Below are 23,270 nucleotides of genomic sequence, written 5' to 3'. Positions count from 1 at the left end.
CCCCGCGGGCACGTCGGGCCGGACCCGCCGGACGACGCCCGCCGGTCCTTCCGCATGGCTACGTGGCCGATTCCGCTGTCATCCGCCCTCCGGCGCGCGGTCGCGCGCCCCGGGGCGTCCGGAATCGGACCGAGGGGTCTACCCATGCTCGCCTTCGCACCGTTGCACACCGCGGCCTCGGCCGCCGCCGCCGTCGTCACCTGGCTCGCCGACGCGCTCGTCCCGCTCTCCGGCGGCGCCGCGACGGCCGTCGCCATCGTCCTGTTCACCGTCGGGGTCCGGCTGCTGATCTCGCCGCTCACCCTGGCGCAGGTCCGCGGGGAGCGGCGTCGCGTGGCGCTCGCCCCGGAGGTCCGCGATCTCCAGCGCCGGTACGCCGATGATCCGGCCCGCCTGCAGAGCGAGCTGTTCGCGCTCTACCGGCAGGCCGGGGCGAGCCCGGTCGCGGGCTGCCTGCCGGCGTTGTTGCAGGCGCCGTTCTTCATGGTCATGTACCGCCTCTTCGCCACCGGGGACGGCGCGCCGGAGTTGCTGGGGGAGCGCCTGGCCGGCGTACCGCTGGGGTGGCATCTCGCCGACGGTCTGGCTGGCCCGGTGCCGGCCGTGTTCGGGGTGCTGCTGGCCGCGTTGCTGGCGCTGGCCTGGTGGTCGTCCCGGCGGGCACGCCGGCTGGCCGCTGCCACCGCGACCGCCGGCGGCGGCTCCACCGCCGGCGGAACGGCGACTGCCGGCACCGGCGCCGGTGGCGGCGTGCCGGCCGGTGGCCCGGGTGCGGCGGTGCTCGGGCGGCTGATGCCGCTGCTGCCGTTCGGCACCGTGCTGGTGGCGCTCGTGGTGCCGCTCGCGGCGGTGCTCTACCTGGTCACCACCACCGCGTGGACCGCGCTGGAGCAGGGGGTGCTGCGGCGACCGCAGGTGGCCGCCATCGACAAGCGTTGACAAAGGCGGGGACGGGCGCGTAGAACTCGCTCTCAGAGAGCGCTCTCCGCCCCCGTCCCCGCAGAGAGGCAACCCGGATGAAACCGATTTCGGCGGCCCCCGCCGCCTCCTCCACCGTGCCCCGGATCCGCCGCCGGCTCGCGCTGGCCGCCGCCGTGGTCGTCAGCACCACCGCGCTCGCGGCCGTCTCGATGACCGCGCAGGCCGCCGTCCCGTCCCCGCCGTCGGGCTGGAACCTGGTGTGGAGCGACGACTTCACCGGCGCGGCCGGCACGCTGCCGTCGTCGGCAAACTGGATCATCGACACCGGCACCAGCTATCCGGGCGGCCCCGCCAACTGGGGCACCGGCGAGATCCAGACCTACACCTCGAACACCGCGAACCTGTCCCAGGACGGATCGGGCAACCTGCGCATCACCCCGCTGCGCGACTCCGCCGGCCGCTGGACGTCCGCCCGGATCGAGACGGTCCGGTCGAACTTCAAGCCGCCGGCGGGCGGCGTGCTGGCCCTGGAGGGCCGGATCCAGATGCCGAACGTCACCGGCGCGTCGGCGGCCGGGTACTGGCCGGCGTTCTGGGCGCTCGGCTCGCCCTACCGGGGCAACTACCAGAACTGGCCGGGCATCGGTGAGTTCGACGTGATGGAGAACGTCAACGGCATCAACTCGGTCTGGGGAGTGCTGCACTGCGGCGTCGCGCCGGGCGGCCCGTGCGACGAGTTCAACGGCCGCGGGGCGTCCCGGGCCTGCCCGGGCAGCTCCTGCCAGTCGGCGTTCCACACCTACCGGTTCGAGTGGGACGCCTCGGTGAGCCCGCAGCAACTGCGCTGGTACGTCGACGGCCAGCTCTTCCACACCGTCACCCAGAGCCAGGTCGGGGAGCCGTACTGGAGCCAGATGACCAACCACAGCGGCTACTTCATGCTGCTCAACGTGGCCATGGGCGGCGGCTTCCCGGACGGGGTGGCCGGCTCGGCCACGCCGACCTCGGCGACCGTGTCCGGCCGGCCGATGCTCGTGGACTACGTGGCGGCCTACTCCCGGGGCGGAGGCGGCAACCCGTCGCCGACCCCGACCACGCCGCCGCCGGGCGGGGTGCGCAACGCGTACGCCACCATCCAGGCGGAGTCGTTCAACGCGCAGAACGGCGTGCAGGTGGAGACGTGCACCGAGGGCGGTCAGAACATCGGCTACCTGGCCAACGGTGACTGGGCCCGCTACGACAACGTGGACTTCGGCTCGACCCCGCCGCGCGACTTCGTGGCCCGGGTCGCGTCCGGCGCGGCGGCCGGGGTGAGCGGCCTGGTGGAGGTGCGGGTGGACAGCCCGACCGCGACGCCGATCGGCAGTTTCGCGGTCGGCAACACCGGCGGCTGGCAGACGTGGCGCTCGGTGCCCGGCAACGTCGGCTCGGTGACCGGCCGGCACACCGTCTACCTCACGTTCAGCAGCGGCCAGCCGTCGGACTTCGTCAACCTCAACTGGTTCACCTTCCGCCGCTGAGGTGTAAGGCGGGGGCCCCGCTCAACGCATTCGGATGTGGCGGGGGCCCCGCTTAACACCTCGCCGGCGCAGGCGTCAGCGCCCAGTGGTCACCGACTGCCGGGCGCGCCGCCGGCGTACCTTCTTCACCGCCCAGCTCACGATCATCACGCCGAAGATCGCGAAGATCGCGTAGTTGAACCAGTGGCTGTAGCGGTCGACGTCCTCCCAGCGCGCGCCCAGGGCGAAACCGGCGCCGACGATCAACCCGTTCCACACCCCGCTACCGAGCGTGGTGAACAGGACGAACTCGCCCATCGGCATGCGGTTCGCGCCGGCCGGCACGGAGACCAGGCTGCGTACCACAGGCACCAGCCGGCCGATCAGCACCGCCCAGCGGCCGTGCCGCTCGAACCAGCGGTCCGCCTTCTCCAGGTCCGTCAGGTCGACCAGCGGGATGTGATCCAGCCAGCGTTTCAGCCGGTCCTCGCCGAGCGCCGCGCCGAGCCAGTAGAGCACGAGCGCGCCGAGTAGCGAACCGGCGGTCGCGGCCAGGACGATCACCACCACGTTGAACCGGCCCTCGGCGGAGAGGTAACCGGCCATCGCCAGCACGATCTCGCTCGGGATCGGCGGGATGATGCTCTCCAGCGCCACCAGCAGCGCGACACCGACCGGGCCCATCGAGTCGATCACGCTCGCCACCCAGCCGGTCAGCCCGGTGAACTGGTTCGGATCGACGTCTTGGGCCAGGGCCATGGCGGTCCTTCCACACGGGTGCCGGAGATCAGCGGGTAGTACCCGGGGCGGTCCGGCCCACACCCGCCGGTGACCCGGCTAACCGTCCGGGTGCAGCGCCGCGTCCGCCGGCCCGCGCCGCCAGCCGGTGAAGCGGACCAGCAGGCCGCCGTGGCTGGGTGAGCAGCAGTACGGCCCGGCCGTCGCCTCCGCCGCCGGGTCGAGCGGCGCGACCCGCACCAGCCGCCACGGCTCGTCGTCGACCCGGGCCCGGACGGTCAACGCGTCCCCGGCCCGGCTCACCCGGACCGTCACGTCCCGCCCCGACCACTCCGGCACCGGCGCCACCGACCAGTCGGAGAACTCGTCGGTCACCACGGCTCCGACCTGCGGCGAGCCGTCGCTCACCTCGACCCCGGCCTTCGTCCACCGCCGCTCGTCCACCCGCACCAGCACGCCGGCCTGGTCGAACTGGGCGGTGTAGTCGAGCCGGAAGGACACCTCGACGGCGCTGTCCACGGCGAACGGCGCGAGCAGCGCGGAGCCGTCGTCGTGCACGAAGCCGTAGCTGGTGCGCCGCCAGAAGTCGCTGCCGCCCCGCGGCTCGACGAGCAGGGCGTCGTCGACGGCCTCGGCCCGCTCGGGCGGGTTCAGCCACGTGCCGGCGGACCAGTCGGTGGCGGATACGTCCACGCTCATGCCGTGCTGACCGGGCTTGCCCGCACGGCCCTCGCCCCGCTCGGTGCGTTCGCTCATGCCGGCACGGTAACCGGGTTTGGCGAATCGCGGGTTCGGAGAAGTAGTCGTCGCATGGGTGACAGGTGGTATCAGGAGGCGGTCGTCTACTGCCTCGACGTGGACTCGTACGCGGACTCCGACGGCGACGGGGTGGGTGACTTCCAGGGGCTGATCGGCCGGCTGGACTATCTGGCCCGCCTCGGGGTGACCTGCCTCTGGCTCAACCCGATCCATCCCTCACCGAACAAGGACGACGGGTACGACGCCACCGACTTCTACAACGTCGACCCGCGCCTGGGGACCCTCGGTGACTTCGCGGAGCTGCTGCACCAGGCGCAGAACCGCGGCATCCGGGTGATCATCGACCTGGTGGTCAACCACACCTCGGACCAGCACCCGTGGTTCCAGTCCGCCCGTTCCTCGCCCGACTCGCCGTACCGCGACTGGTATGTCTGGGCGGACCACGAGCCGGCGGACCGGCACCAGGGCATGGTCTTCCCGGGCGAGCAGCACGAGACCTGGACCTACGACCGGACCGCCAAAGCCTGGTTCTACCACCGCTTCTACAAGTTCCAGCCGGACCTCAACATCGAGAACCCGAAGGTCCGGGCGGAGATCAAGAAGATCACCTCGTTCTGGCTCCAGCTCGGCGTCTCCGGATTCCGGATGGACGCCGTGCCGTTCATCATCGAGAAGACCGAGCCGGGCAACCCGAACGCGACCAAGGACTTCGACTTTCTCACCGACCTGCGCCAGCACGTGCAGTGGCGGCGCGGCGACGCGGCCCTGCTCGCCGAGGCGAACGTCGAGCCGGACCAGTTGCCCGTCTACTTCGGCGACGACAGCGGCTCCGGCAACCGCATCCACATGCTCTTCGACTTCATGCTCAACGGCCGCCTGATGCTCGCGCTCGCCCGGGAGGACCCGGAGGCGATCATCGACGCGCTGCGCGACACCCCGAAGCTGCCCACCGGCGGCCAGTGGGCCACGTTCCTGCGCAACCACGACGAGATCGACCTGTCCCGGCTCACCGCCGACCAGCGCAACGACGTGCTGGCGAAGTTCGGGCCGGAGGAGAGCATGCAGCTCTACGGCCGGGGCATCCGCCGCCGGCTCGCCCCGATGCTCGGCAACGACCGCCGGCACATCGAGCTGGCGTACGCGCTGCAGTTCTCGCTGCGCGGCACGCCGGTGCTGCGCTACGGCGAGGAGATCGGGATGGGGGAGGACCTGTCGCTGAACGGGCGGGACGCGATCCGCACCCCGATGCAGTGGTCCTACAAGGACAATGCCGGCTTCTCCACCGCCGAGCCGGAGAAGCTGATCCGCCCGGTGATCGACAAGGGTGAGTACGGCTACCAGCACGTGAACGTCACCGCGCAGCGCAAGGACCCGCGCTCGCTGCTCGGTTGGTTCGAGCGGATGATCCGTACCCTGCGGGAGGCCCCGGAGATCGGTTCGGGCAGCACCGCCCACATCGACGTGCCGATGCCCCCCGGCGTGCTCGCGCACCGCGCCGACGGGCCGACCGGGACCATGGTCTTCCTGCACAACCTCGGCACCGAGGACGTGGAGGTCGACCTGAGCACCCTCGCCCCGGAGGCCGACCTGCCGATCGACGTGCTGACCGACCGCAACTACGAGGACGTGGGCAAGCTCGACCAGCTCAAGCTGAACGGTCACGGCTACCGGTGGATCCGGCTCTGCCGGGGTGGGGCCCTCTGAGGTGACATGACGGCGGGATAGGCTCCTCCGATCTAGCCACGTTACCGGGAGGTAATCATGTCGGAGGAGCCCCGCGTCGCCATCGTGACCGGAGCCGCGCGCGGCATCGGGGCGGCCACCGCCCGCCGGCTGGCCGCCGACGGCATGGCCGTCGCCGTGGTCGACATCGACGAGTCCGCCACCGGCGAGACCGTCGACGCCATCACCGCCGCCGGCGGCCGGGCGCTCGGCGTCGGCGCGGATGTGGCCGACCGGGTCCAGGTCGAGGCCGCCGTCGAGCGGGTCGCCGCCGACCTGGGCGCGCCGACCGTACTCGTCAACAACGCCGGCGTCCTCCGCGACAACCTGCTGTTCAAGATGACCGACGCCGACTGGGACACGGTCCTGGGCGTGCACCTACGCGGCGCGTTCCTGTTCAGTCAGGCCGCACAGAAGCACATGGTCGAGCGGAAGTGGGGGCGGATCGTCAACCTCTCCAGCACCTCGGCGCTCGGTAACCGGGGGCAGGCGAACTACTCCGCCGCCAAGGCCGGACTCCAGGGCTTCACCAAGACGCTCGCCATCGAGCTGGGCCCGTACGGGGTGACCGTCAACGCGGTGGCGCCCGGCTTCATCGTCACCGACATGACCGCCGCCACCGCGGCCCGGATGAAGGTCGACTTCGCCGCGCTCCAGGAACACGCCGCCGCCGAGATCGCGGTACGCCGCACCGGCCGCCCGGAGGACGTCGCGCACACCATCTCGTTCCTGACCAGCGAGGGCGCGTCCTTCGTCTCCGGCCAGGTCATCTACGTGGCCGGCGGCCCCAAGTCCTGACCCGCCCGCGCGGTCAGGTGCGGGGGCGGCGGGTGCGGTGGAGCCAGAGAAGGCCCAGGAGGGGTAGCACCAGGGGGATGTAGCCGTAGCCGCTGCCGAAGTCGGACCAGACCGTCTCGTCCGGGAACAGCTCGCGGTCGGCGATGCTCAGCACCCCCACCGCGAGCACCCCGACCAGCTCGACCGAGCAGCACGCGAGCGCGACCCGGCGGCCGGTGTGCCCGGCCCGGGCCAACCCCACCGCCGCCACGATGTAGATCAGCGCGGCCAGCGCGGAGAGCAGGTACGCCACCGGCGCCTCGTCGAACTTCGTGGCGATCTGCAGTCCGGCTCGCGACGTCGCGGCGATGGCGAACAGGATGTAGACCGCGATCAGCAGCCGGCCCGGCCCGCGGTTCGTGGCGCGCTCCGGCGTGGCGGTCTCAGCCACCGACGACCTCCCAGGTCTGCTGGAGTCGCACCACCACGACCGGGGTGACCAGGCAGACCGCGCAGACGATGGCCGAGCCCCAGCGGGTCGGCTCCATCCGGGCCAGCACCCAGGCCAGCGGCGGTAGGCAGACGAGCGTCACCAGGTAGCCGAAGAACGCACCCGGCTCGCCCGGTCGGTCGCCGCCGCCGAGCGCGACGAGCGCCGCCACGGTCAACGTCAGCAGCGCCAACTCCACCGCGGCCAGGCCGGCGAACTGGACCCGGTCCGGCGGGCGCTGCCGCACGGCCGCGACCAGGGCCCAGACCGCGACCGCGAGCGACAGCACGATCGCGATCGTGGCGAGGAACCCGTCCACCGGCGAGCCGGCCGCCGCCGCGCTGGTCATCGACGCAGTGTCGTTCACCGGGCCAGCCTACTAAGCGGCGTAGTAGGGGCGCGTCGGCCGGGTCGGGGCGCGCCGGCCGGGCCGGGCGACTAGCGTGGATCACGGTCCCGGCGTACGCCGGTGGCCGGCGACGACGGCAGGAGGTCCGGGGTGCGGTTCGGGTTGTTCGGCACCGGTCACTGGGCGGCGAAGACGCACGCCGCGGCCATCGACGCCCACCCGCGGGCGCAACTGGCCGGCGTGTGGGGGCGGAACCCGGCGAAGGCGGAGGAGCTCGCCACCCGGCACGGCGTACCGGCCTTCACCGACGTGGACGCGCTGATCGAGGCGTGCGACGCGATCGCCGTGGCGCTCCCGCCGGACGTGCAGGCCGACATCGCCGTCCGGGCCGCCACCGCCGGGCGGCATCTGCTGCTGGACAAGCCGCTGGCGCTCGGCCTCGCCGACGCCGACCGGGTGGTCGACGCCGCCCAGTCCGCCGGGGTGGCCTCGGTGGTCTTCTTCACCCAGCGCTTCCACCCGAACGTCACCGGCTCCCTCGCCTCGGCCGCGGCGGCCGGCGGCTGGCAGCACGCCCGGTGCACCATGTTCGCCTCGATCTTTCAGCCCGGTAACCCGTACGGCGGCTCGCGGTGGCGGCGGGACCGGGGCGCGCTGTGGGACATCGGCCCGCACGCGCTGTCGCTGATCCTGCCGGTGCTCGGCCGGGTCACCCGGGTCGCCGCGATGGACGGGCCGAGCGGCCTGGTGCACCTGCTGCTCACCCATGACGGCGGCGCGACCAGCTCGCTCTCGCTCACCCTCGACGCGCCGGCCGAGGCCGTGACCCGCGACTTCGTCTTCTTCGGCGAGAACGGCACCGAGAGCGTCCCGCCCGGCGACGGCAGTGCGCTCCAGGCGTTCGGCGCGGCGCTGGACCAGTTGCTGGCGGAGGTCGACGCGGGCACCCGGGACCACCGCTGCGACGTCCGGTTCGGCCGGGAGGTGGTGGCCGTGCTCGACGCCGCGGAGACCGCCCGGGCACAGGGCCGCACGGTCGAGCTTTAGCAGACCGGTCGGAAATCGCGGCCATCCGGTCCGGCGCCGGCTCCGAATGCCTACCGTGCGGGCAGAGGGAGCCGACGGAAGGTGGAACCGGATGACCCACGGCGACAGCGTCGGTGACGTGCCGGGGCGGTCGAGGTTGCACGCCGTGCCCCCGGCCGCCCCGGACCAGCGGGTGGAGACCGACGACCTGCTGCGGGCGGTGGCGCGCGGTGACGAGGCGGCGTTCGAGCGGCTCTACGGCCTCGTCTCGCCGCGCGTCTACGGCCTGGTGCGGCGAGTGTTGCGCGACCCGGCCCAGGCCGAGGAGGTCGCCCAGGAGGCGCTGGTCGAGGTGTGGCGCACCGCCGCCCGGTTCGACCCGTCCCGGGGCTCCGCCACCGCCTGGGTATTCACCATCGCCCACCGTCGCGCGGTGGACCGGGTCCGGTCCGAACAGGCCGGCGCCGAACGCACCCGCCGGGCCGCCGCCGGATCCGCCGAGACGCCGTACGACGAGGTGGCCGAGGAGGCGGCGGCCCGCTTGGAACGGCAGCAGGTACGCCACTGCCTGGACGCGCTCACCGAGGTGCAGCGCGAGGCGATCACGCTTGCCTACTACGGCGGGCACAGCTACCGCGAGGTGGCCGGCCTGCTCGACACCGCGCTGCCGACCGTCAAGAGCCGCATGCGGGACGGGTTGATCCGTCTGCGCGACTGCCTGGGAGTGGGGCTGACCCGATGACCGACATCCACGCGCTCGCCGGGGCGTACGTGCTCGACGCGGTGGACGACGTCGAGCGGGCCGCGTTCGACCGGCACCTGGCCGACTGCGAAAGTTGCGCGCTGGAGTTGGCCGAGCTGCGCGAGACGGCCGCGCGGCTGGCCGACTCGACCTGGTCCGTACCCCCGCCCGCGCTGCGCATGGCGGTGTTGGCGGAGATCCGGCGTACCCGGCAGGAACGGCCGGGTCCCGCGGGCCGCGTCGGGCCCGCCGCGGCCGGGGCCTGGCGACGCCGGCTGGCGGTCGCGGCCGCCGCCGTGCTGCTGGCCGGCGGCGCGGGCGCGGCCACCTGGGTGACCCAGGAGCAGCGGGTACGCGACGCGCGCACCGAGGCCGACGCGGCTCGGGACGAAGCGGGCCGGATCCGGGCGGTGCTGGCCGCCCCGGACGCGGTGGTGCGCACCGGCGTCGCGCCGGCCGGCGGCCGGGTGACCGTGGTGGCGTCGGCGAGCCGGGACGAGGGGGTGGCCCTGGTGGCCGGGCTGGCCGCGCCGGGGCCGGACCGGGCCTACCAGCTCTGGCTGATCGAGGGCGCCACGGCCACCTCGGCCGGGGTGCTGCCGGCCGGGCAGGGCGGCGGCACGAGGCTGCTCTCGGGCGTCCGTGGCAAGGGCCTGTTCGGCGTCACGGAGGAGCCGGCGGGCGGCTCGGCGCAGCCGACCATGACGCCGCTCGTGTCGTTCACCCTCACCTGAGGTGAAAGGCGGGGCCCCCGCTTAACGCATTCGGTAGAGGAGGGGGCCCCGCTTAACACGTGGCATCGAGCGGGGCTGCGCTAGCCGTTCAGGATCAGCAGGGCCTCGCCGAGTTCGGCCGGGGTGTCGAACTCCTCGGCCGGCAACGTGCGGAGCGTCTGGAGCGCCTCGGTGCTGGCGCCGTTCTCCTGCCCCCAACGGACCAGATCCTCCCGCGAGACCGGATAGTCGAGCCCGGCCAGGAACTCCTGCAACTGCGCGCCGGTGACGGTCATACCGGCCGGTTACCCGTATGCCCGGCCGGCATGCCCGGTTGCCTGGTCCGGCAGCCTGGTCCGGTTGCCTGGTCCGGCCGCGCGACGGTTTGCCCGGGCGGCACCCGGGTAGCCGCGCACATGCTGGTTCAGCGGCTCGGCGCGCCGAGCGACTTCGACCCGCTGCTGGAGCGCGTCCGGAACGCCCGCATCGTGATGATCGGCGAGGCGACGCACGGCAGCTACGACTACTACCGGCTGCGGGAGCAGTTGACCCGGCGACTCATCGCCGAACAGGGTTTCGACTTCGTCGCGGTGGAGGGGGACTGGCCGGACTGCGACCGGGTGCACCGATCGGTGGTGGGCGCACCCGGCGGCCTGGCCGATCCGCTCGTCGCGCTGGAACGCTTCGAACGGTGGCCCACCTGGATGTGGGCGAACGCCGAGGTGGCCCGCTTCTGCCGCTGGCTGCGGGCCTGGAACCTGGAACGCCCCGAGGGCGAACGCGCCGGCTTCCACGGCCTCGACGTCTACTCCCTCTGGGAGTCGATGCAGGCCATCTTCGACTACCTGGGCGAGGAGGACCCGGCGTCGCTGGAGGCGGCCCAGGAGGCGTACCGCTGCTTCGAGCCGTACGGCAAGCAGGTCGAGGAGTACGGCATGGCCAGCCGGTTCGTCTCCGCCCGGTGCGAGGAGGAGGTGGTGCGGCTGTTGGCGCGTACCCGGGAACAGGCCGCCGCGGACGGCCCGGACCGTTTCTCGGCCTGGCAGAACGCGGAGGTGGTGGCCGGCGCGGAGCGTTACTACCGGGCCATGGTCGGCGGTGGCCCGGAGTCGTGGAACGTCCGCGACATCCACATGGCCGACACGCTGGACCGGTTGCTGGACCGCTACGGGCCGGGCGCGCGGGGCGTCGTGTGGGCGCACAACACGCACGTCGGGGACGCGCGGGCCACCGAGATGGCGGCGGACGGCATGGTCAACATCGGCCAGTTGGGCCGGGAGCGGCACGGCCGCGACGCGGTGGCGTTGATCGGCTTCGGCAGTTACCGGGGCACCGTGGTCGCCGCCCCGCGCTGGGGCTCGCCGGCCGAGACGATGGTGGTGCCGCCGGCGCGCGAGGGGTCGGTCGAGCGCCGGCTGCACGAGCTGATGCCGGACCGGGCGGTGCTGGTCTTCGGCGGCCCGGACGAGCCGGAGTGGGTGACCGGCGAGGCGGACCACCGGGCCATCGGCGTGGTGTACGACCCGAGCTTCGAGTCCTGGGGCAACTACGTGCCGACGCGGCTGGGGGAGCGGTACGACGCGTTCGTCTGGTGCGACGAGACGACCGCGCTGCACCCGTTGCCGGCGTTGGTGACTCCCGGCGAGATGGAGACGTACCCGGCCGGGGTGTGAGCGCGGGTGTTAAGCGGGGCCCCCGCCTATACAAAAGGCGTTAAGCGGGGGCCCCTCCTTTCACTTCACCGGGGCGGGCTCGCGTTCGGCGAGGTGGGCGCGGAGGCCCTCGCCCTCGACGTCCACGTTGGGCAGCGCCCGGTTCAGCCAGCGGGGCAGCCACCATGCGGCGTTGTTCAGCAGCGACATCACCGCCGGGACGATCGTCATCCGGACCACGAAGGCGTCGATGGCGACGCCGATCGCGAGCGCGAAGCCCATCGACTTGATGATCGGGTCCTCCAGGAAGACGAAGCCGCCGAACACCGAGATCATGATGAGCGCCGCGGCGGTGACCACCCGGGCACCGTGTCCCATGCCGCTGATGGTGGCGTCACGGGCGGTCTCGCCGTGCACGAAGTCCTCCCGCATACGGGAGACCAGGAAGACTTCGTAGTCCATGGCCAGGCCGAACAGGATGCCGATGAGCAGGATCGGCAGGAAGCTGACGAGCGGGGCCGGCGTGTCCACGCCGAGCAGCCCGGCCAGGTGCCCCTGCTGGAACACCGCCACCGTGATGCCGAACGTGGCCGCGACGGTGAGTAGGAAGCCGAGGGCCGCCTTGACCGGCACCAGGATCGACCGGAACACCAGCATCAGCAGCAGCACGGACAGGCCCACCACGAGCAGCAGATAGACCGGCAGGGCGTCGGAGAGCTTCTCCGACACGTCGATGCCGATCGCGGTGACGCCGGTGAGCATCACCTCGGCGTTCTGGACGTCGCCGACCTGCCGGCGGATGTCGTGCACCAGCTCCTCGGTCTTCTCGTCGGTCGGCCCGGTCTTCGGGATGACCCCGAGCAGGGCGGTCCGGCCGGACGGGTCAAGCTGCGGCGGGGCGACCGCCAACACCCCGTCGGTCTTCTGGATCAGCGCGACGACCTGCGGCACGGCGGCCTGGGTGGCCTGCGGCGAGTCGGCGGTGACCACGACCGCGAGCCGGCCGGTGAAGCCGGGACCGAAGCCTTCCTGGATCAGGTCGTTGCTGACCCGGGCCGGGCTGCCCTCGGCGGCGGAGGAGGCGTCCGGCAGCGCCAGGCGCATGTCCTGGGACGGGATGGCGAGCAGCCCGAGGCCGAGCAGACCGACCAGGATGACCGGGATGCGGAAGCGGGTCACCAGGCGCGCCCAGCGGAACCCGAAGCCGGAGCGGTCCTCCGAGCCGACGGCCGGATTCTCGACCGCTTCGCGGTTGCGCAGCTTGCGCGGCAGCACCTTCCGGCCGGCGAAGCCGAGCAGCGCCGGGGCCAGCGTGATCGCCACCAGCACGGCCACGGTGACGGTGCCGGCGGCGGCCAGGCCCATCACGGTGAGGAACGGGATGCCGACCACGGCCAGGCCGGCGAGCGCCACGACCACGGTGGCGCCGGCGAAGACCACGGCGGAGCCGGCGGTGCCGACGGCCCGGCCGACCGCCTCCTCGGGGGAGAGCCCGTCGAGCAGGTTCTGTCGGTGCCGGGAGGTGATGAACAGGGAGTAGTCGATGCCGACGGCGAGGCCGAGCATCAGCGCCAGGATCGGGGCGGTGCTGGTCAGCTCGACCGCGCCACTGAGCGCGAACAGGCCGGCCATGCCGACGCCGACGCCGATCAGCGCGTTCAGCATGGTCATGCCGGCCGCCACCAGCGAGCCGAACGTGATGACCAGGACGATCGCCGCGACCAGCACACCGAGCGCCTCGGTCGAGCCGACCTCCGGCTCGCCGTTGAGGACCTCACCGCCGGGGGCGATCTGCCAGCCCTGCGCCGCGGCCTGCTGACCGACCTTCTCGTACGCGTCGCGCTGCTCGGTCGTGACGTCGTCCGCCCGGCCGGCGAACTGCACCTGGATCAGCGCGTACCGGCCGTCCGGCGTGATCGCCTGCGCCTGGTACGGGTCGACCGCGCCGACCACGCCGGGCAGCGTGGCCGCCTCCTGGGTCACCTGCTTGACCACCGCCTGGCCGGCCGGCGTGGTGAGGGCGCCGTCCTGCGGGGCCTTCACGGCGATGGTGCCGGTGGCGCCGCTGGCCGCCGGGAACCGGTCGGCGAGCAGGTCGATCGCCTGCTGCGACTCGGTGCCCGGCATGGTGAAGTTGCTCGCCGTCGGGCCTCGCAGGGTGGCCGCGGCCAGGCCGAGACCGACGAGTACGACGAGCCAGACGACGGCGACGAGTCGCCGTCGGCGCAGGGATGCCCGGCCGAGCCGGTACAGCAGGGTCGCCATGGACCTTCCTTCGTCCTCGGGATTGCGACAGTGGGATCAGGTGGTGGGTTCGAGCGCGCGGCGTGCGACGGCGAGCAGCGCGGGTCGCAGCTCCTCGTCGCTGATGTCCAGGAACTCGCCGCAGGTCTCGGCGATGCCGGCGAGCACGACGAGCGCGGCGACGCGGGCCGCCGGCCGGTCGGAGAAGCCGGCGAAGGCGGCGACCAGCCGTTCGGAGATCTGTTGGATGTGCGCGAACGCCGGCTGTTGGAGCAGGTCCGGGAACTCGCCCCGGAGCAGCGCGATCTCCCGGCGGAACCGGACCGCCAGGTCGACGAAACCTTCGGCGGCGGCCCGTTGGGCCTCGGCGCCGGTGAGATCGGCGAGCCGGGCGTCGAGCTCCTCCAGCACCGCGATGGCCGGGGCCATCAGTTCGCAGAGCAGGGCGTCCTTGCTGGCGAAGTGGTAGAGCACGGTGGCCTTGGAACAGCCCACCTCGCGGGCGATGTCCTGGAGTGAGGTGCCCTTGTATCCGGTGACGGCGAACCGACGGGCCGCCGCGCTGAGCAGCTCGTCGTGGGTGGCCGGGGTGGCGCGTGCCATGCCCCCAAGCATGCCTGACCGATCGGTCAGCACCTGACCGATCGGTCAGACGGATTGCGTGGGCTTCGCCACATCGAGGTGTTTGTGCAGGTCAGCTCATTGTCGCGCTGGTCCACCCGGCGAGCCACTCGTCCGACCACGTGAGCGCGCCGGAGCGCAGGTCAGCCACCAGGCCGCGGACCCACTCCAGTTCGGTACGCAGCAGGGCCGCCTGGTACTCGTCCTCGACCAGGAAGAGGCGGGGCAGGTCGATCGTGCTCAACGCCGCCTCGCGCTCGCGCAGTCGCGCCTCGATCGTGTCCGCCCGCTCATCGAGCCGCCGGGCGGCCTCCTCCGGCGGCAGGATCGGCAGGAACGACAGGGCGGCGGGGAATTCCGGGAACTCCCGGGCCGGGGTGGCGAGCGCGTCGGCGAGCCATCCGTCGAGGGTGCGCCGGCCGGCCGGGGTGAGGGCGTACACCGTGCGCTCCGGCCGTCCCTCCGCTCGGATGGTCTCCGCGACGCGGATCAGCTCCTCGCGGCGCAGCCGCTCGATGGCCTGGTAGATGCTGTTTCGCTGCGCGACGTTGACCACGTCGTGCTTTCCCCGCTCCCGGATGAGCTGCTGCATCCGGTACGCGTGCATCGGCGCCTCGACCAGGAGGGCCAGCACCATCATCGCCAGCGGCGAGCGACGAGCCGTCATGTGCCCACCCTAGGCGACCCCTTTTCCTCGCATAGTCATTCTATGTATAGTCATCGCATGACTAAAGCTGTCGTCATCGGCGCGGGCCTGGCCGGTCCGGTCGCCGCCATGGCCCTGATCCGCGCCGGCGTCGACGCGGCCGTCCACGAGGCGTACGAGCAGGACGCCGTCGGGGTGGGCGCGTTCCTCACGCTCTCGGTCAACGGGCTGGACGCGCTGCGCGCCATCGGGCTGGACGGCCTGGTGGCCGGGCTCGGGCACCCGACGTCCCGAATGGTCATGCGGAACCACCGGGGCCGCCGGCTGGCCGAGTTCCCCGCCCCGGGCGCCCGCACCGTCGGCCGCTCCGACCTCTACCGGGCGCTGCGCGACGAGGCGCTGCGCCGCGGTGTCGAGTTCGTACACGGCGCCCGGCTGGTCGACGCCGAGGCCCACGAGAACGGGGTGACCGCCCGGTTCGCCGACGGTCGCAGCGCCCCCGGCGACCTGCTGGTCGGCGCCGACGGGCTGCGCTCCCGGGTGCGCACGCTCATCGACCCGGCCGCGCCCGCGCCGCGCTACGTGCCGCTGCTCAACGCCGGCGGGTTCGCCCGTGGGCTGCGCCTGCCCGACGAACGCGGCACCATGCAGATGATGTTCGGCCGGCGCTGCTTCTTCTGCTGGATCGTGGTGGGCCGGGACGAGGTCTGGTGGTTCGCCAACCCGCCGCAGCCGCTCGAACTCAGCCGGGAGCAGCTCGCCGCGATCGGCCCGGACGAGGCCCGCGCCCGGCTGCGCGCGCTGCTCGACGGCGACCCGAGCCCGGCGAGGGCGATCCTGGACCACACCACCCGGATCGAGTACGGCTGGCCCACGTACGACCTGCCGTCGGTGCCGGTCTGGCACCGGGCCCGCATGATCGTCCTCGGGGACGCCGCGCACACCGCCGCCCCCTCGTCCGGCCAGGGCGCGGCGATGGCGTTCGAGGACGCCGTCCAGCTCGCCCGTTGCCTGCGCGACGTGCCGGACGTGCCGGCGGCGTTCGCGGCGTACGAGCGCCTGCGCCGTGCCCGGGTGGAGCGGGTAGTCGCGCAGGGACGGCGGACCAGCACCGTCAAGGTGGCCGGCCCGGTCGGGCGGTTGGCCCGGGATCTGGGCATGCCGCTGGTCGCCCGCCTGATGGCGCGCGACGACGGCGCCGCGCAGTCCTGGCTCTTCGACCACCACATCGACTGGGCGGAGCGGGTCCAGGTCTGAGTCAGCCCGCCGGCGTGCCGTGCTCCCGGTCGTACGCCGCCCGGGCCGCGCCGATCGCCGCCCGGTGCCGCTCCGCCCAGTGGGTGAGGGCGACCAGCGACTCGTACAGCTCCCGGGCCATCGGGGTCGCGGTGTACTCCACCCTCGGCGGAACGGTGGCGTGCACGTGTCGGACGAGCAGGCCGTCGCGCTCCAGGTTGCGCAGGGTCAGCGTGAGCATCCGCCGGCTGATGCCCGCCACCCGCCGCTCCAACTCGGTGAAGCGGACCGGGCCGGTCGAGGCGGCGATCAGGATGCCGATGCTCCACTTGCCGCCGACCCGGTCCAGCGCCTCCCGCACCGTGCAAACCCGGGCCTGGTCCGCCGAGTCGGACGCGCACCTGTCGTCCTCGGACGTCACCGCACCCCCTCCGCTCGACCCCGACGGTGGTCTCGGGAACCATCATGCGCCACGAGGCGCGGCGGGCCGCCGCCGTGTCGGGGTTGCCGGGGCGGGCGCGGCCCGGGAAGGTGGGCGGATGGGCGCCGCTGACGAGACCCGCGACGGGGTGTCGCTGACCAACCTGGACCAGCCGCTGTTCGACGCCGCCGGCGCGACCAAACGCGACCTGGTCGACTATCTCGACGCGGTGTATGGGCGGATCCTGCCGGAGCTGCGCGACCGGCCGCTGTCGGTGCTGCGGGTCCGGCCCGGCCAGGAGCCGTTCATGCAGAAGAACCTGCCGAAGTACACGCCGGACTGGGTGCGCCGCACCGAGGTCTGGGCCGAGGCGTCGCACCGGCGCATCTCGTACGGCCTCTGCGACGACCGGCGCACGCTGCTCTGGTTCGCCAACCAGCGGGCGGTGGAATATCACCCGACGCTGGCCCGGGCCGGGCAGGCCGAGCACCCCACCCACCTGGTGCTCGACCTGGATCCGCCGGAGGGCGCCGACTTCGGCGCGGTGGTGCGGGTGGCGCTGCTGGTGCGGCAGACGCTCACCGACGCCGGGCTGGCCGGCGCGGTCAAGACCAGCGGGGCGAAGGGCCTGCACGTGATCGTGCCGGTGGCGCCGACGACCACGGCCGAGGAGGCTGCCGCCGCGACCCGGGCGCTCGCCGTCCACACCGAACGGCTCGACCCGGCGCGTGCCACCACCGCGTTCGTCGTGGCCGACCGCGGGGGTCGGGTCTTCGTCGACTCCACCCGGGCGTACGGGGCGACGGTGGTGGCCGCGTACAGCCCCCGGATCCGATCGGGCACGCCGGTGTCGTACCCGATCGGCTGGGACGACCTGGAGTCGGCGACGCCTGCCGACTTCACCGTGCGGACGGTGCCCGCGCTGCTCGGGGACCGGGATCCGTGGGCGGAGGCGTTGCCCGCGCCGCAGCCGCTGCCGGCGGAGCTGGTGGACGAGGGGCGGACCATTCCGGTGGCCCGGGTCCAGGCCATGCACGAGGGCAAGCGCCGCGCCCGGGCTCGCCGGGAGGCCGGCTGAGCCGACGCTCCGCGCCGCGGCATCACCCGTCAGCCTGGGCTCGCAACCGGGTGACGGATTCCGGGTTGAGGTGACCGTTGAGCAGTTCCAACGCCGCCATCACCTGGTCCAACGCCGGTTGTGCGTCTGCGCCGAGCGCGGCGGCGACCGCGTCGCCGATCGCCGCCTCGGCGACCTTCCGGCGCCGCGGGGTCACCTGCGGATCGCGGCGCAGCAGTTGCCGGCGACGGTCGGCGGGGTCCGCCACGGCCAGCACGGAGCCGACCTCTCGAAGCCGGGCCACCGCACCGGACACGGCGCTCTGCGGCAGGCCGGTGCGGCGGGAGACCTCGGTGACCGTCGTGTCGGCGTGTTCGTAGATGTCGGCCATGACGATCACCACCGTGCGCTCGCCGCCCAGGGGCGCACCCGAGTCGGGAGCCGGCAGCGCCTGCTCGCCGATCTTCATGAGCGTGCGGCCCAGCAGGATCAGTTCGACGGGACCCATGCGCTCCACAATACATCTTTCTTGATGCATCAGAAGTGATGCATTACGGTCGTGCCATGGATCACTTCATTCCGGTCGACCGCGCCCGCATCCACTACCAGGTCCGAGGATCCGGACCGGTGCTGTTCATCTCGCAGAGCGGGGAGGGCGACGCGAACCGCACGGTCGACCTCGCCGGACATCTCGACGACCGGTTCACGGTCATCACCTACGACCGGCGAGGGCTCTCACGCAGCATTCTCGACGAGCCCACCGCGCCGGTGTCCCTGCGGCAACACGCGGCCGACGCGGTCGCGGTCCTACGGCAGGTCACCGACCAGCCGGCGACGATGCTGGGGCTCAGCCTGGGCGCGGCGATCGGTCTGCACATCCTGGCCGAGCACCCGGGCGTGGTCGGCACGCTTATCGCCCACGAGCCGATCGCGCTGGGGTTCCTCGACGCCCGCGACGCGGACACCGCCCGTCAGGAACTGGCCGGCATCGTCGAGGTGCACCGGGACAGCGGGTGGCGTGCCGCCGCCGCACAGGTCGCGCGGGTGCTCGGGATCAACCCGCACGACCAGCAGGTCGAGCCGGGGATCACCGCGTTCCCGTTCACCGACCAGCGAGCCGCCAACTTCGAGTTCTTCCTCGCGAACGACCTCGCCGCCGTTCTCGACGACACACTGACCCTGGCCGACGTCGCGCCGGACGCGCGCATCATCCCGGCGGTCGGGCGGAGCAGTCCGCCGGACGGGTTCGACTATCTGGCCGGGCTCGCCCTGGCGGAGCATCTCGGTGCCGTGGCAGAACGGTTCCCGGGTGGACACAACGGCAACCTGACCCATCCGAGGGCGTTCGCCAGCAAGGTCCGCGACCTGCTCTGAGCACCCGGTGGACGTCACCTGTGGTCTGTTCTCGGTGCCCCCGGCAGGATTCGAACCTGCGCCCCCGCCTCCGGAGGGCGGTGCTCTATCCCCTGAGCTACGGGGGCTCAGCGACCCGGGAAGCGTAGCAAACCCGTTCCCGGATCACCGAATCGGTATCGCCCGTGCGGCGGGTCAGGCGGCGGCGAGCGTGCGACCGCAGCTCGGCAGCGGGTGCAGCGCGATGCGCCGGGGCAGCCGCCGGGGCCACTCGTTGCGCGGCCAGGAGCCGTCCACGATCAGGTGCACGGTGCGTTCCTCGGCGCCGCTGAGCCGCAGGACGAAGTCCCGGGGCAGCGGCGGGTCCACCGAGGGCGTGGTGACCATGAACCGCACCCGCCCCCGGGACGAGACCGCCGAGACCACCTCGGCGGTCGGCATGGTGCCGCGCAGCCGGACCCGGCCGATCCAGTAGACCTCCGCGGCGTGCTCCTGGGCCGCCCGCGTGATCGTCGGGTATTCGCTGCGCACCCACCGCTCGACCGCGCCGACGCAGAGCCCGCAGGCCCGCTCGCGCGGCTCGCGCGGCCCGAGCCCCCAGGCCCGCAGGTACGCCCCGACGGTGCCGGCGTCCATGGCCAGCCCGAAGCGGCGTTCGATGAGCGTGCTCAGGCTCTGCCGCGTCCACAGCTCCTCGTCGAGGCCGAACTCGTCGGGGTGGACGCCCCGCAGCACGTCGATGAGTTCGAGTTCCTGTTCGCGACTGAGCGTTCCCGGCTCGCCCTGCCGCAGTCCGCGACGGACGGCTGCCACCGCTCCGTCACCGCCGATGGTGTGGCGTCGGCACCAGCTGGTCACCGACCGCCCTGCGTCTCTGAGTGCAACCCCCACGTCCTGCGCAACGAGCCCGAACCGTAACCGGTCACGATATGTATGGAGAAAACTCCCGAAGCCGGGCAATGGGTCGTTAACCCTGAAACGCCTTAATCGGTCTAAACGGACAAGTGGGGCGTCAGGGCGTGACGCCCAGGCGCTTCAGCGCCGCGTTGAGGTTGGCCAGGTCGTTCTGCTGGGTGTTCTTCATGACCTGGGCGACCGCCCGCACGTCGTCGTCGTGCCCCTCGTCGAGGATGCCGTCGATCATGTGCACGCCGCCGATGTGGTGGCGGATCATCATGTTCAGGAACATCACGTCGAACTCGCGACCGCTCGCCGCCTTGAGCTTCGCCATCTCCTCCGGCGTGGCCATGCCGGGCATCAGGCCGTCCTTCACCAGCTCGGCGCCGCCCGGCATCCACGCCATCGGCGGCTGCCCGCCGGTCGGGTCCAGGTTCCAGGAACGCAGCCAGGTCTGCATGGTGCCGATCTCGCCCTGCTGCCCGGTGGCGATGTCGACGCCGACCTGACGTACCTCCGCGTCCTGGCCCTGGCCGAACGCCAGCAGCCCCATGGCCACGGCCTGGTTGTGGTGGGTGGTCATGTCCCGGGCGAAACCGGCCTCGGCCGAGTTGTCGCCCGGGCGGGTGAGCGCCGGGGTGAGCAGGCCACCGGCGTACCCGAGGAGGAGCCCGACCACGACGGCGGCGGCCACGACCAGCAGGCCGTAGCGGCGGGCCGGCGCCCGGCCACCCTCGTCGTCGGTGGCCGGGACCTCGTCGAACTCGCTGTCGGTCGTCACCGGAGCGGTCATCGTGGCGTCCTCACTGGGTCGGCTGCTCGGGCATGTTCGGCTGGAGGTTGTCCCGAGGGGTGGTCCCGGTGGCGGTGACGCCCTGGTCGCAGAGCGCGTTCGGGCCCTCGATCGAGGCGTTCACCCGCAGCGTCTTGATGAAGTCGTCGATCCGGCCGTCGTCGGCATCGTCGACCTTGAGCTGGAAGCCCCACGCCTGGAGCGAGATCGGCTTGTCCAGCCCCTCGTACGGGCTGAGCATCAGCTTCTCCTGGCCCTGCACCTTGCTCTTGAGCTTCGTCACCTGGTCGGCGGGCAGGTCGGGGCGGTAGGTGATCCAGACGGTGCCGTGCTCCAGGCTGTGCACCGCGTGCTCGTTGGCGATCGGGGCGTCGTAGACGTCGCCCATGCAGTTCTGCCAGGCCTGGTTGTGCGGGCCGCCGACCGGCGGGGACTGCTCGTACTTCAGCGTGCCCGGCTGGTGGTTGCCGCCCTTGAGCAGGTCCTTGTCCGTCTTGCGGAAGTCGACCACGCCGTCGATCGCGTCGGCCCGTTTCTCCCAGGGCTGGGCGCCCTGGTAGACCGCCCACGCGCCGATGCCGATGATGCCGACGGCGAGCACACCGACCGCGACGAAGAGCGCGATCGGGCCCCACGAGCGACCCTGGCTCACCTTCACCGGGGTCACCGGCTTGCGGCCCTTGCCCCCGGTGCCCTGCCGTGGCGTGCCCTTGCCGCCCCCGGCCTTGCCCGCGCCGGCCTTGGCGGCGGGCTTGTCGCCGGCCGCGGGTCGGCCGGCGGCCGGCTTCTTGCCGGTGCTGACCACGGTGGGACGGCGTTCCGGGCCGCCCGGGGTGCTGATGCTCATCGTGCCTCGTCAGGTCGGTCGGTCAGGGGAGCGGGGGTGCCGGTTCACATGCTGGGTCGCCGCCGCGGTGCCCGAGTCTACCCCCGATAACATGGTTCAGTGACTCCCGCAGAACTCGCCGAGGTCGTCCTCGCCGCAGCCCACGCCGTCTTCGACGAACGGGGTCTGGACCGCGCCGCGCTGCCCGCGCAGACCACCGTCGAGCGACCCCGCAACCCCGATCACGGTGACTACGCCTCCACGCTGGCGCTCCAGCTCAGCAAGAAGGTCGGGGTGCCTCCGCGGGAGCTGGCCGCCGCGCTGGCCGAGCAGCTCGGCCGGGCGCCGGGGGTCAAGTCGGTGGAGATCGCCGGCCCGGGTTTCCTGAACATCCGGCTCGACCCGGCCGCCGCCGGCCAGCTCGCCAAGGTCATCGTCGAGTCCGGTCCGGCGTACGGGCGCAGCGACACCCTGGCCGGGCAGCGGATCAACCTGGAGTTCGTCTCGGCGAACCCGACCGGTCCGGTGCACATCGGCGGCGTTCGCTGGGCCGCCGTCGGCGACGCGCTCAGCCGCCTGCTCCGTGCCACCGGGGCCGACGTGGGCACGGAATACTACTTCAACGACGCCGGCTCCCAGATCGACCGGTTCGCCCGGTCGCTGCTGGCCGCCGCCAAGGGCGAGCCCGCCCCGGAGGACGGCTACGGCGGGGCCTACCTCGCGGAGATCGCCACCGAGGTCGTCACGCGCCGGCCGGAGGTGCGGGAGCTGCCGGACGCCGCCGCCCAGGAGGTGTTCCGGGTCGAGGGCGTCCAGCTCATGTTCGCCGAGATCAAGTCATCGCTGCGCGACTTCGGCGTCGAGTTCGACACCTACTTCAACGAGAAGGACCTGCACGACCGGGGCGAGCTGGAGGCGGCGCTGACCCGGCTGCGCGAGCAGGGGCACGTCTTCGAGTCCGAGGGCGCGACCTGGCTGCGCACCACCGACTTCGGCGACGACAAGGACCGGGTGCTGCGCAAGTCCAACGGCGAGTGGACCTACTTCGCCGCCGACTGCGCCTACTACCTGGACAAGCGGGAACGCGGCTTCGACCGGGTCGTGATCATGCTGGGCGCCGACCACCACGGCTACCTCGGCCGGATGCGGGCGATGGCCGCGTGCTTCGGCGACGACCCGGAGCGCACCCTGGAGATCCTCATCGGCCAGCTGGTCAACCTGGTCCGCGACGGCGCCCCGGTGCGGATGAGCAAGCGGGCCGGCACCGTGGTCACGCTCGAGGACCTGGTCGACGCCATCGGCGTGGACGCCTCGCGCTACGCGCTGGCCCGCTACTCGGCCGACTCGCCGATCGACATCGACGTGGAGCTGTGGACGCGGGCCAAGAACGACAACCCGGTCTACTACGTGCAATATGTGGCCGCCCGAACGGCCGGGGCGGCCCGCAACGCCGCCGAGATCGGCCTGAGCCGGGGCGACGCCGCCGCGTTCCGCCCCGAGCTGCTCGGTCACGACAAGGAGAACGAGCTGCTCAAGGCGCTCGCCGAGTTCCCCGCCGTGGTGGCCACCGCCGCCGAGCTGCGCGAGCCGCACCGGGTCGCCCGCTATCTGGAGGAGAGCGTCGCGCAGTCCTACCACCGGTTCTACGACAACTGTCGGATCGCCCCGCAGGGCGACGAGGAGATCACCGACACCCACCGGGCCCGGCTCTGGCTCAACGACGCCACCCGGGTGGTCATCGCCAACGGCCTGCACCTGCTCGGCGTCTCCGCGCCCGAGAGGATGTGA

The 23,270-nt window shown here is 72.6% G+C and carries 25 protein-coding genes and 1 tRNA gene; 12 read left to right on the top strand and 14 right to left on the bottom strand.

Annotation, left to right across the window (positions count from 1 at the left end; all coding sequences use genetic code 11):
* Positions 1–144: 144 nt before the first annotated feature.
* Positions 145–939: a membrane protein insertase YidC gene (locus O7613_RS20195; protein ID WP_282289597.1), complete on the top strand. Its 795-nt coding sequence runs from the start codon at positions 145–147 to the stop codon at positions 937–939.
* 86 nt (positions 940–1,025) lie between these two features.
* A complete protein-coding gene (locus O7613_RS20190; protein WP_281590111.1) occupies positions 1,026–2,441 on the top strand; it encodes a carbohydrate-binding protein in 1,416 nt (471 codons plus the stop codon).
* 75 nt (positions 2,442–2,516) lie between these two features.
* Here the strand turns inward: O7613_RS20190 and O7613_RS20185 are convergent, their stop codons facing one another.
* Positions 2,517–3,179: a DedA family protein gene (locus O7613_RS20185; RefSeq protein ID WP_282289596.1), complete on the bottom strand. Its 663-nt coding sequence runs from the start codon at positions 3,177–3,179 to the stop codon at positions 2,517–2,519.
* A 78-nt stretch (positions 3,180–3,257) separates the two neighbouring features.
* Complete coding sequence (locus O7613_RS20180; RefSeq protein ID WP_282289595.1) at positions 3,258–3,914, bottom strand: DUF1349 domain-containing protein; 657 nt, start codon at positions 3,912–3,914, stop codon at positions 3,258–3,260.
* A 54-nt stretch (positions 3,915–3,968) separates the two neighbouring features.
* Here O7613_RS20180 and O7613_RS20175 point away from each other — a divergent pair, with 54 nt between their 5' ends.
* Together O7613_RS20175 and fabG are read left to right on the top strand one after the other, a co-directional pair.
* The gene (locus O7613_RS20175) at positions 3,969–5,621 is read left to right on the top strand and encodes an alpha-amylase family protein (protein ID WP_282289594.1); all 1,653 of its coding nucleotides are present in this window, start codon (positions 3,969–3,971) and stop codon (positions 5,619–5,621) included.
* Positions 5,622–5,678: 57 nt separating this feature from the next.
* Entirely contained in the window at positions 5,679–6,437 is a 759-nt protein-coding gene (gene fabG / locus O7613_RS20170; protein ID WP_282289593.1) for a 3-oxoacyl-ACP reductase FabG, read from the top strand.
* 13 nt (positions 6,438–6,450) lie between these two features.
* Here the strand turns inward: fabG and O7613_RS20165 are convergent, their stop codons facing one another.
* Together O7613_RS20165 and O7613_RS20160 are read right to left on the bottom strand one after the other, a co-directional pair.
* Positions 6,451–6,867, bottom strand: a complete 417-nt coding sequence (locus tag O7613_RS20165; protein ID WP_282289592.1) for a hypothetical protein — start codon at positions 6,865–6,867, stop codon at positions 6,451–6,453.
* Positions 6,860–7,255: a hypothetical protein gene (locus O7613_RS20160; protein ID WP_282294577.1), complete on the bottom strand. Its 396-nt coding sequence runs from the start codon at positions 7,253–7,255 to the stop codon at positions 6,860–6,862. The genes O7613_RS20165 and O7613_RS20160 overlap by 8 nt, the downstream gene beginning before the upstream one ends.
* Before the next feature lie 150 nt (positions 7,256–7,405).
* Between O7613_RS20160 and O7613_RS20155 the strand changes: the two genes are divergently transcribed.
* The 3 genes from O7613_RS20155 to O7613_RS20145 all read left to right on the top strand — a co-directional run bounded on the left by O7613_RS20155 (position 7,406) and on the right by O7613_RS20145 (position 9,757).
* Positions 7,406–8,302, top strand: coding sequence for a Gfo/Idh/MocA family oxidoreductase (locus O7613_RS20155; RefSeq protein ID WP_282289591.1), 897 nt, complete (start codon positions 7,406–7,408; stop codon positions 8,300–8,302).
* Between the two features lie 91 nt (positions 8,303–8,393).
* Positions 8,394–9,023, top strand: a complete 630-nt coding sequence (gene sigK / locus O7613_RS20150) for an ECF RNA polymerase sigma factor SigK (RefSeq protein ID WP_282289590.1) — start codon at positions 8,394–8,396, stop codon at positions 9,021–9,023.
* On the top strand, positions 9,020–9,757 hold the full coding sequence (locus O7613_RS20145; protein ID WP_282289589.1) for an anti-sigma factor: 738 nt from the start codon (positions 9,020–9,022) through the stop codon (positions 9,755–9,757). Before sigK ends, O7613_RS20145 begins: the two co-directional genes overlap by 4 nt.
* 80 nt (positions 9,758–9,837) lie before the next feature.
* Here the strand turns inward: O7613_RS20145 and O7613_RS20140 are convergent, their stop codons facing one another.
* Positions 9,838–10,032 carry a DUF2795 domain-containing protein gene (locus tag O7613_RS20140; RefSeq protein ID WP_282289588.1) on the bottom strand — a complete coding sequence of 65 codons (195 nt, stop codon included), beginning with the start codon at positions 10,030–10,032 and terminating at the stop codon, positions 9,838–9,840.
* Between the two features lie 120 nt (positions 10,033–10,152).
* Here O7613_RS20140 and O7613_RS20135 point away from each other — a divergent pair, with 120 nt between their 5' ends.
* Positions 10,153–11,409: an erythromycin esterase family protein gene (locus O7613_RS20135; RefSeq protein WP_281586889.1), complete on the top strand. Its 1,257-nt coding sequence runs from the start codon at positions 10,153–10,155 to the stop codon at positions 11,407–11,409.
* Positions 11,410–11,469: 60 nt separating this feature from the next.
* Here O7613_RS20135 and O7613_RS20130 read toward each other — a convergent pair whose 3' ends face one another.
* The 3 genes from O7613_RS20130 to O7613_RS20120 all read right to left on the bottom strand — a co-directional run bounded on the left by O7613_RS20130 (position 11,470) and on the right by O7613_RS20120 (position 14,920).
* Positions 11,470–13,653 (bottom strand): MMPL family transporter, encoded by a 2,184-nt coding sequence (locus tag O7613_RS20130; protein WP_281586890.1) that lies wholly within the window; start codon positions 13,651–13,653, stop codon positions 11,470–11,472.
* 36 nt (positions 13,654–13,689) lie between these two features.
* Positions 13,690–14,235, bottom strand: coding sequence for a TetR/AcrR family transcriptional regulator (locus tag O7613_RS20125; RefSeq protein WP_281586891.1), 546 nt, complete (start codon positions 14,233–14,235; stop codon positions 13,690–13,692).
* 91 nt (positions 14,236–14,326) lie between these two features.
* Entirely contained in the window at positions 14,327–14,920 is a 594-nt protein-coding gene (locus tag O7613_RS20120) for a PadR family transcriptional regulator (protein ID WP_281586892.1), read from the bottom strand.
* Between the two features lie 57 nt (positions 14,921–14,977).
* On the opposite strand from O7613_RS20120, the gene O7613_RS20115 reads away from it, so the two are divergent.
* Positions 14,978–16,156 carry an NAD(P)/FAD-dependent oxidoreductase gene (locus O7613_RS20115; protein ID WP_282289587.1) on the top strand — a complete coding sequence of 393 codons (1,179 nt, stop codon included), beginning with the start codon at positions 14,978–14,980 and terminating at the stop codon, positions 16,154–16,156.
* A gap of 1 nt (position 16,157) precedes the next feature.
* On the opposite strand, the gene O7613_RS20110 is transcribed toward O7613_RS20115, so the two are convergent.
* A complete protein-coding gene (locus tag O7613_RS20110) occupies positions 16,158–16,556 on the bottom strand; it encodes a helix-turn-helix domain-containing protein (RefSeq protein ID WP_282289586.1) in 399 nt (132 codons plus the stop codon).
* A gap of 118 nt (positions 16,557–16,674) precedes the next feature.
* On the opposite strand from O7613_RS20110, the gene ligD reads away from it, so the two are divergent.
* Positions 16,675–17,634 (top strand): non-homologous end-joining DNA ligase, encoded by a 960-nt coding sequence (gene ligD, locus O7613_RS20105; RefSeq protein ID WP_282289585.1) that lies wholly within the window; start codon positions 16,675–16,677, stop codon positions 17,632–17,634.
* 22 nt (positions 17,635–17,656) lie between these two features.
* Here the strand turns inward: ligD and O7613_RS20100 are convergent, their stop codons facing one another.
* Positions 17,657–18,121 carry a helix-turn-helix domain-containing protein gene (locus O7613_RS20100; protein ID WP_282289584.1) on the bottom strand — a complete coding sequence of 155 codons (465 nt, stop codon included), beginning with the start codon at positions 18,119–18,121 and terminating at the stop codon, positions 17,657–17,659.
* A gap of 56 nt (positions 18,122–18,177) precedes the next feature.
* Here O7613_RS20100 and O7613_RS20095 point away from each other — a divergent pair, with 56 nt between their 5' ends.
* On the top strand, positions 18,178–18,987 hold the full coding sequence (locus O7613_RS20095) for an alpha/beta hydrolase (RefSeq protein ID WP_282289583.1): 810 nt from the start codon (positions 18,178–18,180) through the stop codon (positions 18,985–18,987).
* A gap of 35 nt (positions 18,988–19,022) precedes the next feature.
* Here the strand turns inward: O7613_RS20095 and O7613_RS20090 are convergent.
* From O7613_RS20090 to O7613_RS20075, 4 genes are all read right to left on the bottom strand, one after another.
* Positions 19,023–19,094, bottom strand: a tRNA-Arg gene (locus O7613_RS20090).
* 67 nt (positions 19,095–19,161) lie between these two features.
* Positions 19,162–19,857 (bottom strand): winged helix-turn-helix domain-containing protein, encoded by a 696-nt coding sequence (locus O7613_RS20085; RefSeq protein WP_282289582.1) that lies wholly within the window; start codon positions 19,855–19,857, stop codon positions 19,162–19,164.
* Between the two features lie 121 nt (positions 19,858–19,978).
* Positions 19,979–20,656 carry a DUF305 domain-containing protein gene (locus O7613_RS20080; RefSeq protein ID WP_282289581.1) on the bottom strand — a complete coding sequence of 226 codons (678 nt, stop codon included), beginning with the start codon at positions 20,654–20,656 and terminating at the stop codon, positions 19,979–19,981.
* Positions 20,657–20,666: 10 nt separating this feature from the next.
* Complete coding sequence (locus tag O7613_RS20075) at positions 20,667–21,503, bottom strand: DUF3105 domain-containing protein (RefSeq protein WP_281586900.1); 837 nt, start codon at positions 21,501–21,503, stop codon at positions 20,667–20,669.
* Positions 21,504–21,602: 99 nt separating this feature from the next.
* On the opposite strand from O7613_RS20075, the gene argS reads away from it, so the two are divergent.
* Positions 21,603–23,270: an arginine--tRNA ligase gene (argS, locus tag O7613_RS20070; protein ID WP_281586901.1), complete on the top strand. Its 1,668-nt coding sequence runs from the start codon at positions 21,603–21,605 to the stop codon at positions 23,268–23,270.

Source organism: Micromonospora sp. WMMD975, from assembly GCF_029581215.1.
Taxonomy (GTDB): Bacteria; Actinomycetota; Actinomycetes; order Mycobacteriales; family Micromonosporaceae; genus Micromonospora.
The sequence above is the reverse complement of the archived record's forward strand: the minus strand, read 5'-3'. Positions and strand labels throughout refer to the sequence as shown.

Coding starts and splice junctions, on each gene's coding strand:
- O7613_RS20195 (WP_282289597.1), top strand. CDS start 145: ATGCTCGCCTTCGCACCGTTGCACACCGCGGCCTCGGCCGCCGCCGCC.
- O7613_RS20185 (WP_282289596.1), bottom strand. CDS start 3,179: ATGGCCCTGGCCCAAGACGTCGATCCGAACCAGTTCACCGGGCTGACC.
- O7613_RS20180 (WP_282289595.1), bottom strand. CDS start 3,914: ATGAGCGAACGCACCGAGCGGGGCGAGGGCCGTGCGGGCAAGCCCGGT.
- O7613_RS20175 (WP_282289594.1), top strand. CDS start 3,969: ATGGGTGACAGGTGGTATCAGGAGGCGGTCGTCTACTGCCTCGACGTG.
- fabG (WP_282289593.1), top strand. CDS start 5,679: ATGTCGGAGGAGCCCCGCGTCGCCATCGTGACCGGAGCCGCGCGCGGC.
- O7613_RS20160 (WP_282294577.1), bottom strand. CDS start 7,255: ATGACCAGCGCGGCGGCGGCCGGCTCGCCGGTGGACGGGTTCCTCGCC.
- sigK (WP_282289590.1), top strand. CDS start 8,394: ATGACCCACGGCGACAGCGTCGGTGACGTGCCGGGGCGGTCGAGGTTG.
- O7613_RS20145 (WP_282289589.1), top strand. CDS start 9,020: ATGACCGACATCCACGCGCTCGCCGGGGCGTACGTGCTCGACGCGGTG.
- O7613_RS20140 (WP_282289588.1), bottom strand. CDS start 10,032: ATGACCGTCACCGGCGCGCAGTTGCAGGAGTTCCTGGCCGGGCTCGAC.
- O7613_RS20135 (WP_281586889.1), top strand. CDS start 10,153: ATGCTGGTTCAGCGGCTCGGCGCGCCGAGCGACTTCGACCCGCTGCTG.
- O7613_RS20130 (WP_281586890.1), bottom strand. CDS start 13,653: ATGGCGACCCTGCTGTACCGGCTCGGCCGGGCATCCCTGCGCCGACGG.
- O7613_RS20125 (WP_281586891.1), bottom strand. CDS start 14,235: ATGGCACGCGCCACCCCGGCCACCCACGACGAGCTGCTCAGCGCGGCG.
- O7613_RS20120 (WP_281586892.1), bottom strand. CDS start 14,920: ATGACGGCTCGTCGCTCGCCGCTGGCGATGATGGTGCTGGCCCTCCTG.
- O7613_RS20115 (WP_282289587.1), top strand. CDS start 14,978: ATGACTAAAGCTGTCGTCATCGGCGCGGGCCTGGCCGGTCCGGTCGCC.
- ligD (WP_282289585.1), top strand. CDS start 16,675: ATGGGCGCCGCTGACGAGACCCGCGACGGGGTGTCGCTGACCAACCTG.
- O7613_RS20100 (WP_282289584.1), bottom strand. CDS start 18,121: ATGGGTCCCGTCGAACTGATCCTGCTGGGCCGCACGCTCATGAAGATC.
- O7613_RS20095 (WP_282289583.1), top strand. CDS start 18,178: ATGGATCACTTCATTCCGGTCGACCGCGCCCGCATCCACTACCAGGTC.
- O7613_RS20080 (WP_282289581.1), bottom strand. CDS start 20,656: ATGACCGCTCCGGTGACGACCGACAGCGAGTTCGACGAGGTCCCGGCC.
- O7613_RS20075 (WP_281586900.1), bottom strand. CDS start 21,503: ATGAGCATCAGCACCCCGGGCGGCCCGGAACGCCGTCCCACCGTGGTC.